This window comes from Mesorhizobium sp. M7A.F.Ca.CA.004.06.1.1, assembly GCF_003999135.1.
Lineage (GTDB): Bacteria > Pseudomonadota > Alphaproteobacteria > Rhizobiales > Rhizobiaceae > Mesorhizobium.
Genome location: NZ_RZPQ01000148.1, coordinates 1 through 9,665, shown reverse-complemented (window position 1 = coordinate 9,665; position 9,665 = coordinate 1). Strand labels below are relative to the sequence as shown.

The window sequence follows — 9,665 nt, the reverse complement described above, 5'->3', positions numbered from 1 at the left end:
GTACATGCCGGCCGGGCGGCCGAACCGTTGCCAGCTGGTCTTTACCGCCAGCATCTTTCCGCGCACGCGCAATTCGCGCGTGACGATGCCCATGATCTCCTCGTTGCCGCCATGCGAATTGACCACGACCAGCTTGCGCACGCCAGCGCGCGCGATCGACAGGCCAAGCTCGGTCCAGGCTTCGATCAGCGTCGTTGCCGGCAAAGTGAGGGTGCCCGGCGCGTGCAGATGTTCGTTCGACTTGCCCACCGCCTGAACCGGCAGGATGCGGATGTCGAGATCGTCGGGCAGACGCGAAATGACCGTGTCGAGCATGCCGTTCATGATCGAGGTGTCGGTCGAGACAGGCAGATGCGGGCCATGCTGCTCGATCGCCGCCACCGGCAGCACGGCGATCGTCGCCTCCGGATCGATCGAGGCGTATTCGGTGGTCCGGTAGTCGCCCCACCACACGCGTTTCTTCGCAACAGTCATGTCATGCCTCTTCGATGAACGGCCAGACCTAGCGCGGCGGAGGTTGTCTGTCGATCACCCGGCCGCGATAGCCTCGACCTCGACCTTGAATTCGGGTCGGGCAAAGCCGGAGACGATCATCAGCGTCGAGGCCGGCGCGGGGCTGGAAAACAGCCGGTCGCGGACATCCATATAGGGCCGCAGATGCGCGCGGTCGGTGACATAGGCGTTGATACGGATGATGTCGCGTAGGCCCAGCCCGGCTTCGCCGAGGATCGCTTCGATGTTGCGGAAGCAGAGTTCGGCCTGCGCGCCGGCCTCTTCGGGAATCTGGTCGTCCGCGGTTATGGCAACCTGACCCGAGCACAGCACCAGCCGCTTTCCAGGCGGTACCTCGACGCCGTGGCTGTAGCGGGCAAAGGGCGGCTTGATCGACTTCGGGGTGAGGAATCTGAACATGGCAATCTCCTGGGTGCCGCCAGCCTAAAGCCGGACCCATTACACCTTCAAGATGGCGGTGCATGTTGCCCGGGCGATTGTGGACAGCCGTTCAAAAAATAGGCACGATGCCTTTCGTACAGCATGACCCGTCCGCGCTTGGCATGGCAACGTCTTTCAAGCGGGCGGCCCCGGCGCCAGACGCCGGTGGCATGTGTCTTGCTTCTTGAATCTTTGGTGTCGAGCCTGGCGCGTGGCGCGCCGGAGCAAACAGAGGGTGGTGTGGATGTACGGAAAACAGAAGATCTCGGTGGCGGCGGTGGCCCTGCTTGCAGCCAGCACGCTGGGTGCTGCTGCGAATGAGAAAGTCACCTTCGGCACCAACTGGTTGGCCCAGCCGGAGCATGGTGGATATTATCAGTCCGTGGCGGACGGCACCTACGCCGCCTGCGGCCTCGACGTCACCATCATGCAGGGCGGTCCGCAGGTCAGCGGCCGACCGCTGCTGCTGGCCGGCAAGATCGATTTCTACATGGGCGGCAATCTGCTGTCGGCTTTCGATGCCGTCCAGCAAGGCATTCCCATGCGCGTGGTGGCGGCGGACTTCCAGAAGGACCCGCAGGTCATCATGTCCCACCCCGGCGAAGGGCTCGACAAATGGGAGGACCTGAAGAACGCCGACCAGTACATATTGGGCGACGAGGGCGTGCAGACCTTCTTCCAGTGGATGGTCATCGAACTCGGCTTCGACGCTTCCAAGCGCGCGCCCTACACCTACAACACCGCTCCCTTCCTCGCCAACAAGAAGTCGATCCAGCAGGGCTACGTCACCTCGGAGCCGTTCGCGGTCAAGAAGGAAGGCGGCTTCGTGCCGAACCAGTTCCTGCTCGCCGACTATGGCTGGGACACCTATTCGACGACGATCGAGGTGATGCAGGATACGATCGACAAGAAGCCGGAGGTGGTCCAGTGCTTCGTCGATGGCTCGGCCAAGGGCTGGTACAAATATCTGTACGGCGACAACAAGGCCGCCAACGACATGATCAAGAAAGACAATCCCGATATGAGCGACGAGCAGATCGCGTTCTCGATCGAGCAGATGAAGAAGTTCGGCCTTGCCGATTCCGGCGACACCGAAAAGCTCGGCATCGGCGCCATGACCGACGAGCGGATCAAGAATTTCTACGACAAGATGGTCAAGGCCAAGGTCACGCCAGCCGGCATCGACATCAAGAAGGCCTACACGCTGACCTTCATCAACAAAGGCGTCGGGCTCGAGCTGAAGAAATAGGCCGGTCCCGGTATGATAAGGGAAAAGGTGGCGCAAGCGCCGGCTGCATCGGGTGCGGCCCCGACGCTTCTGGCGCTGCGTGGCGTCGGCAAGGTTTTCTCCAACGGCGTGACGGCGCTCAACGATGTCGACCTGACCATCAGGGAAGGCGATTTCCTCAGCCTGCTCGGGCCGTCGGGTTGCGGCAAGTCGACGGCGCTGCGGCTGATCGCCGGCCTGTCGACGCCGACCTCCGGCGTGCTCGACTGGCGCGGCGGCGGCTCAGCTGACCGCTCGAACATCGGCTTCGTCTTTCAGGAGCCGACGCTGCTGCCCTGGGCCAACATCTTCGACAATGTCTGGCTGCCGCTGCGGCTGAAAGGTATTTCCCGTGCCAAGGCGGCACCTGCGGTGACGGAAATGCTGGCGCGGGTTCACCTGACCGGTTTCGAAGACGCGGTGCCGCGCGAACTGTCCGGCGGCATGAAGATGCGCGTCTCGATCGCACGCGCCATGGTGACCAAACCGCGCGTGCTGCTGATGGACGAACCGTTCGCGGCACTCGACGAGATCACCCGCTTCAAGCTCAACAATGATCTCCTGGAACTGTGGCAGGACGAACGCTTCACCGTCGTCTTCGTCACCCACAGCGTCTTTGAAAGCGTGTTCCTGTCCAACCGCGTCGTTGTCATGGCGGCGCGGCCGGGCCGGGTGTTCGACGAACTTGCCATCGAGGCCTCCTATCCGCGCGATGAGGCGTTTCGCACCTCGCCCGACTATGCGGCACTGTGCCGTCAGGCTTCCGATGTGCTGGTCAAGGCCATCAATTCAACAGCAGGCGCGCATCATGACGGCCATTGACGAGCGGGCGCTCGAACTCGACCCCGAGGAGGCGCGCCGCGTGCGCCAGGCGCGGTTCGAGCGGATCGGCCGATGGGTGCTGCCGCTGGCGATCATGATCCTGGCGATCTGGCTGTGGGATCGCATCTGCGTCTGGAATGAGATTCCGCAATACATCCTGCCACGCCCGGGCGTGGTTCTGTGGACACTCTACAACGATGCCGGCTTGCTGTTTTCCTCGCTGCTGGTGACCTTGCGCATCACCTTCCTCAGCCTGGCTCTGGCGGTCATCGGCGGGGTCGGGCTGGCGGTGCTGTTCGCACAATCGAAATGGGTGGAGATGTCGTTCTTCCCCTTCGCCATCGTGCTGCAGGTGACGCCGATCGTGGCGATCTTTCCGCTGATCAACATCTATGTGAACGACCAGACGACCAAGCTTCTGCTGTGCGCCTGGATCGTCGCCTTCTTTCCGATCCTGTCCAACACCACGCTTGGCCTCAACTCCGTCGACCGCAATCTGCGCGACATGTTCAAGCTCAACGGCGCGACGCGCTGGCAGCAACTGCGCTATCTCAGGCTGCCGGCCGCGATGCCCTATTTCCTCGGTGGGCTGAAGATCGCCGGAGGCCTGTCGCTGATCGGCGCGGTGGTGGCGGAGTTCGTCGCCGGCACCACCGGCCAGTCGTCCGGCCTTGCCTCGCGCATCATCGAGGCCGGCTACCGGCTCAACGCGCCGCGGCTGTTCGCGGCGCTGTTCCTGATCTCGCTGACCGGCATTTTGATCTTCCTCGTGCTGTCGCTGATTTCGCATCTCATTTTGCGGCGCTGGCACGAAAGCGCGCTGAAGCAGGAGCGCTAGGATGACTGAAAGGTTGGCGCGAAGCGCCCCCCTCTGTCCTGCCGGACATCTCCCCCTCAAGGGGGGAGATTGGCTGTTGTCACGACCTTCGCCAATCTCCAACGTTGAAAAAAAAGATCCGGCGCGGACGCTGCCAATCTCCCCCCTTGAGGGGGAGATGTCCGGCAGGACAGAGGGGGGCAACGCTTGATACCAACCTTCGGCTCTTACCATCTCGCCAATGTTCGCCTTCATCGCTCACTGGCACCAGGCCTTTCCGCGCCCTTCGATGCTGACGGCTTCGGGCTTGCCGACATCGCTGTGGCCGACGGGAAGATTTCCAGCATCACCGCGCATGGCCGATCCGCCGATGCGATTGACCTCGCCGGCCGTATAATCCTCCCATGCTTCGTCGACTGCCACACGCATATCGACAAAGGCCATATCTGGCCGCGGAAACCAAATCCCGATGGCACCTTCATGGGCGCGCTGAATGCCGCCGGAGCCGATCGCGTGGCACGCTGGAGCGCCGAGGATTTGGCGCGGCGGATGGATTTTTCACTGCGCTGCGCCTACGCCCATGGCACCCGGGCGCTGCGCACCCACATCGACAGCGTCGCGCCGCAGGAGGAGATCTCCTGGCCAGTGTTCGAGACGATGCGCGAGGCATGGTGCGGCCGTATCGAATTGCAGGGCGCCTGTTTGCTCGGCATCGAAGGCGTGCGCGACAAAAAGTGGTTCGACAGACTGGCAAAAAGGGTTGCCGCGGCAAAGGGCGTGCTCGGTGTCGTCACCTATATGGTGCCGGACCTCGAAGAACTGCTCGACCATGTCTTCGCGCAAGCGATCAAGCATGGCCTCGATCTCGATTTCCATGCCGACGAGACCGATGATATCTCCGCCATATCGTTGAAGAAGATCGCCGAGGCCGCTCTCTGGAACGGTTTCGAAGGAAAGATCCTCGTCGGCCATTGCTGCTCGCTCGCGCGCCAGCCGGACCTCGATGTGCTCGATACGCTGGACAAAGTGGCGAAGGCCGGGCTCGCCGTCGTCTCGCTGCCGATGTGCAATCTCTATCTGCAGGACCGGCGCGGCGACCAAACCACGCCGCGCTGGCGCGGTGTGACGCTGCTGCACGAGATGAAGGCGAGGGGCATTCCGGTGGCAGTCGCTTCCGACAACACGCGTGATCCCTTCTACGCCTATGGCGATCTCGACATGCTGGAGGTCTACCGCATGGCGACGCGCATCCTGCATTTGGACCATCCGGTCGCCGACTGGCCGCAAGCGGTCACCGCGACGCCGGCCAAGGTGATGCGGCTTGATGGCTTCGGCACGCTTGCCGCCGGCGGCGATGCCGATTTCATCCTGTTCAAAGGCCGAAGCTGGACGGAATTGCTCTCGCGACCCGAATCGGATCGCATCGTGGTGCGCGGCGGCAAGGCGATCGACCGGCAATTGCCCGACTATGCCGAACTCGACGAACTGATGGTGGGATAATGGACGTTTCGGCGCTCAAACGCGATCTCGAAGGCCTGAAGGTCGACGACAATCCGGCCATCGTCCAGCAGAAGAGCCGCGATTTCTACTGGTACAGCCCGGTGTTGAAGCAGCAGTTGGACCATGTCACCGGCGACCTGATCGTGACGCCGAAGAACGAGGCCGAACTGATCCGCGTGCTTGCCGCCTGTCACCGCCATGGCGTGCCGGTGACGCCGCGCGGCAGCGGCACCGGCAATTACGGCCAGGCGATGCCGCTCTCCGGCGGCGTCGTGCTCAACCTTGCCGAGATGAACGAGATCAAGTCGATCGCGCCAGGTCGCGTGGTGACCGGGCCGGGGGCCATCCTGGCCGATATCGACAAGGCAACGCGGGCGCATTCCGGGCAGGAACTGCGGCTGTCGCCGTCCACCTACAACACCGCTTCGATCGGCGGCTTCATCGCCGGCGGTTCGGGCGGCGTCGGTTCGATCAATTTCGGCGGCCTGCGCGATTTCGGCAATGTGCTGCGCCTGCGTGTGGTGACGATGGAGGCCGAACCGAAAGCGCTCGAACTCACCGGCGAGGATCTGCACAAGGTCACCCACGCCTATGGCACCAACGGCATCATATCGGAGGTCGAGATGCCGCTGACCGCGGCCTATGAATGGATCGATGTCATCGTTGGCTTCGACGCTTTCATGGATGTCGCCCGGTATGGCAATGCGCTGGCATGTCAGGACGGTATCCTGACCAAGCTGATCACGCCGATAGCCGCACCCGTGCCGCAACTCTATTTCAAGCGGCACCAGAAGTTCCTCCGGGAAGGGCAAAGCATCTGCGTCGTCATGGTGGCGCGGCACGGGCTGGACGCTTTCCTTGCCTTCACCCGCCGTGCCGGTGGCGAGGTGATCTACAATGCGGCCACGGCGACGCCGGACGAGAAAAAGGGCCTGCCGCCGGCCTATGAATTGGCCTGGAACCACACCACGCTGAGGGCGCTGCGCGTCGATCCTTCGATTACCTATCTGCAGTCGCTCTATCCCTTTCCCAACCAGCTGGCGCTGGTCGAGAAGATGGATGCGATGTTTCCCGGCGAGGTGTTCTCGCATCTGGAGTTCGTACGGCTGGACGGCAACATCACCTGCTTCGGCCTGCCGCTGGTCAAGTTCACCACCGAGGCGCGGCTCGACGAGATCGTGCGTCTGCATGAAGCGAATGGCTGCCCGATCTTCAACCCGCATCGCTACACGCTGGAAGAGGGCGGCATGAAGCAGACCGACGCGGTGCAGCTTGCCTTCAAGCGCGAAACCGATCCGCAAGGCCTGCTCAACCCCGGCAAGATGATCGCCTGGGAGAACCCGGACTATGACTACCGGTCGGGCCGGACATTCCTTTTCAAGGGGCTGCAGAGGGCAAGCTGATGACCAGCGTGTGGCGCTGCACCCCCCTCTGGCCTGCCGGCCATCTCCCCCTCAAGGGGGGAGATCAGACTGCCGCGCTGCTTTCGCTAACCATCAACGTCGCAGATAGGCAGCAACGCGGAAACCGCCAATCTTCCCCCTTGAGGGGGAGATGCCCGGCAGGGCAGAGGGGGGTGCCTCGCGCTGACCTGCAGGATGTCCTCCGATGAACATCCTCGTCCTTTACGCCCATCCGGTCGAGACCAGCTTCAATGCCGGCCTGCACCGCATGATCGTAGAGCGGCTGACAGCGGCGGGCCATGCGGTGGACGACTGCGATCTCTACGCGGAGGATTTCGATCCGCGGATGACGCGCCAGGAAAGACTGGACTACCACAGCCAACGCGGCGCCGCTGACGCTGCCGCGCCTTATGTCGAACGCCTGCTGCGCGCCGATGCGCTGGTGCTTTCCTATCCGGTCTGGAACTATGGCTTTCCAGCGATCCTGAAAGGCTTTTTCGATCGCGTCTTCCTGCCCGGCGTGTCGTTCAAACTGGTCGATGGCAAGGCGCAGCCGTCTCTGCACAACATACGCAAGGTTGCAGCGGTGACCACCTATGGCGGCAGCCGGTTCCGCGCCATGCTGATGGGCGATCCGCCACGCAAGCTGATCAAGCGCATGCTGCGCGCCACCGTAAAACCGGGCGCGCCGGTGAGCTATCTCGCGTACTACGCGATGAACCTGTCTACCGACCAAACGCGCAAGGCCTTCATGACCAAGGTCGCGGCCAGCATGGATGCCTTCTGATGCGCGCGCTGGTGGTTTACTGCCATCCGGTGCCCGAGAGCTTTTGCGCGGCCATCCGCGACACCGCCGTGGACGTGCTGACGCGACGAGGCTGGGAGGTGCGGCTGCTCGACCTCTATGCGGAGAAATTCGACCCGGTGATGGGCTGCGATGAGCGGCGCTCCTACAATGACCAGGCGCCGCAGGACCCGGCACTGAAGCCGCACTTCGAACTGCTCAACTGGGCCGAGGCGATCCTGTTCGTCTATCCGACATGGTGGTACGGGCTGCCAGCGATGCTGAAGGGCTGGCTCGACCGGGTGTGGGCGACGGACGTCGCCTTCAAGCTGCCGGCCGGCAAGGGACGGATCAAGTCGCTGATGACGCATGTGACCAAGGTCGGCGTCATCACAACCTGCGGCGCGCCGACCTGGTGGAGCGTCGTCGTCGGCCAGCCGGGACGCAAGACCCTGCTGCGCGGCATGCGGGCGCTGTGCGCGACGCGCTGCCGGACGTTTTTCCTGGCGCACTATCTGATGGATGCCTCGACGCCGGCAACGCGGGCGGCGTTTCTGGCGAAGGTGCGGGCGAAGTTGGAGCGGTTTTGAGGGAATTGGCGTCCTTCTCCCCGCTCCACGGGGAGAAGATGCCTGCAGGCAGATGAGGGGCAGCACGAACATTGCAGAGGTTGGCGCCGCCCCTCATCCGGCCCTTCGGGCCACCTTCTCCCCGTAAACGGGGCGAAGGAAGAGGGGTGCTACATCCTTGTCCGTTCTGACTTCGGATCATACATCGGCTTCAGCGACGCTTCCGCCGCAAAGCGCTCGCCGGCGATCTCGATCTCGTAGGTTGAGGCCAGCACATCCGCCTCGCTCTCGCCCTTGCAAGGCACATAGCCCAGCCCAACGGCGCCGCCGAGATGATGGCCGTAATTGCCTGAAGTGATCGGGCCGACGATCTTGCCGTCGCGCAGGATCGCCTCGTTGTGGAAGAGCAGGGGCTCTGGATCCTTCAGACGGAACTGAACGAGCCGGCGTGACAGGCCGGCTTCCTTCTTGCGCAGCACGGCTTCGCGGCCGATGAAGTCGCCCTTGGCGGTCTTCACCGCGAAGCCAAGGCCGGCTTCCAGCACATTGTCTTCATCGGTGATGTCGTGGCCGAAATGCCTGAAGGCCTTTTCGATGCGGCAGGAATCCAGCGTGTGCAGGCCGCAGAGTTTCAGGCCGACATCCGCACCTGCCTCCTCGATCGCCTCGAAGACATGAGCCGCCTGGTCGGTCGAGACATAGAGTTCCCAGCCGAGTTCGCCGACATAGGTGACGCGATGCGCGCGGGCCAGGCCCATGCCGATCTCGATCTCCTGGAACGTGCCGAACGGATTTTTATCATTGGAAAAATCGTTGGGGCTGACCTTCTGGATCAGCTTTCTCGCGTCCGGGCCCATCAGGCAGAGCACGCTTTCGGCCGCCGTCACGTCGGTGATGACGACGAACTCGTCGGCGACGTGCTTGCGCAACCAAGCCAGGTCGCGCTGCAGCGTGGCGCCGGGGACGACGAGGAAGAAAGCCGTTTCCGACAGCCGCGAGACCGTCAGGTCGCTCTCGATGCCGCCGCGCTGGTTGAGCATCTGGGTGTAGACGATCTTGCCCGGGGCGACGTCCATGTCGTTGGCGCATAGTCTTTGCAGGAAGTGCCGAGCGTCGCGGCCCTCGACACGGATCTTGCCGAACGAGGTCATGTCGAACAGGCCGACGCCATTCCTGACCGCGAGGTGTTCTTCGCGCTGGTTGTCGAACCAGTTCTGGCGCTTCCAGGGATAGCGGTATTCGCGCTCCTGGCCCTCGCGTGCGAACCAATTGGCGCGCTCCCAACCGGCGACTTCGCCGAAAACGGCGCCGCGCGCCTTCAGATGCTCGTGCAGCGGCGAACGCCTGACATTCCTCGAGGTCGCCATCTGGCGGTAGGGGAAATGGTCGGCATAGAGCAGGCCGAGCGTTTCGGAGACGCGCTCCTTGAGGTAGCGGCGGTTCTTCTGGAACGGCTGTGCGCGGCGGATGTCGACTTCCCACAGGTCGAAGGGGGCTTCGCCATCGTTGATCCACTGCGCCAGCGCCATGCCGGCGCCTCCGGATGAGACGATGCCGATCGAATTGTAGC

10 protein-coding genes are annotated in these 9,665 nt (G+C 63.1%); 7 read left to right on the top strand and 3 right to left on the bottom strand.

Annotated features, from left to right (window positions below):
• Both EN906_RS11895 and EN906_RS11890 read right to left on the bottom strand, forming a co-directional pair.
• Nucleotides 1-474, bottom strand: a 474-nt coding sequence (locus EN906_RS11895) for a creatininase family protein (protein ID WP_164777154.1), incomplete at its 3' end; no start/stop codon positions are given.
• Nucleotides 475-528: 54 nt separating this feature from the next.
• Nucleotides 529-912: a RidA family protein gene (locus EN906_RS11890; protein ID WP_127271694.1), complete on the bottom strand. Its 384-nt coding sequence runs from the start codon at nt 910-912 to the stop codon at nt 529-531.
• Nucleotides 913-1,177: 265 nt separating this feature from the next.
• Here EN906_RS11890 and EN906_RS11885 point away from each other — a divergent pair, with 265 nt between their 5' ends.
• The 7 genes from EN906_RS11885 to EN906_RS11855 all read left to right on the top strand — a co-directional run bounded on the left by EN906_RS11885 (nt 1,178) and on the right by EN906_RS11855 (nt 8,116).
• The gene (locus EN906_RS11885; protein WP_127272561.1) at nt 1,178-2,182 is read left to right on the top strand and encodes an ABC transporter substrate-binding protein; all 1,005 of its coding nucleotides are present in this window, start codon (nt 1,178-1,180) and stop codon (nt 2,180-2,182) included.
• Between the two features lie 12 nt (nt 2,183-2,194).
• Complete coding sequence (locus tag EN906_RS11880; protein ID WP_127272562.1) at nt 2,195-3,022, top strand: ABC transporter ATP-binding protein; 828 nt, start codon at nt 2,195-2,197, stop codon at nt 3,020-3,022.
• The gene (locus EN906_RS11875) at nt 3,009-3,860 is read left to right on the top strand and encodes an ABC transporter permease (RefSeq protein ID WP_127268481.1); all 852 of its coding nucleotides are present in this window, start codon (nt 3,009-3,011) and stop codon (nt 3,858-3,860) included. The genes EN906_RS11880 and EN906_RS11875 overlap by 14 nt, the downstream gene beginning before the upstream one ends.
• 186 nt (nt 3,861-4,046) lie before the next feature.
• The gene (locus EN906_RS11870; RefSeq protein WP_127268480.1) at nt 4,047-5,339 is read left to right on the top strand and encodes a cytosine deaminase; all 1,293 of its coding nucleotides are present in this window, start codon (nt 4,047-4,049) and stop codon (nt 5,337-5,339) included.
• Nucleotides 5,339-6,742, top strand: coding sequence for an FAD-binding oxidoreductase (locus tag EN906_RS11865; protein ID WP_127268479.1), 1,404 nt, complete (start codon nt 5,339-5,341; stop codon nt 6,740-6,742). Before EN906_RS11870 ends, EN906_RS11865 begins: the two co-directional genes overlap by 1 nt.
• Before the next feature lie 205 nt (nt 6,743-6,947).
• Complete coding sequence (locus tag EN906_RS11860; protein ID WP_127268478.1) at nt 6,948-7,529, top strand: NAD(P)H-dependent oxidoreductase; 582 nt, start codon at nt 6,948-6,950, stop codon at nt 7,527-7,529.
• A complete protein-coding gene (locus tag EN906_RS11855; RefSeq protein ID WP_127268477.1) occupies nt 7,529-8,116 on the top strand; it encodes an NAD(P)H-dependent oxidoreductase in 588 nt (195 codons plus the stop codon). The genes EN906_RS11860 and EN906_RS11855 overlap by 1 nt, the downstream gene beginning before the upstream one ends.
• Before the next feature lie 149 nt (nt 8,117-8,265).
• Here the strand turns inward: EN906_RS11855 and EN906_RS11850 are convergent.
• The coding region (locus EN906_RS11850; protein WP_281060439.1) for a glycine cleavage T C-terminal barrel domain-containing protein at nt 8,266-9,665 on the bottom strand (1,400 nt) is incomplete at its 5' end.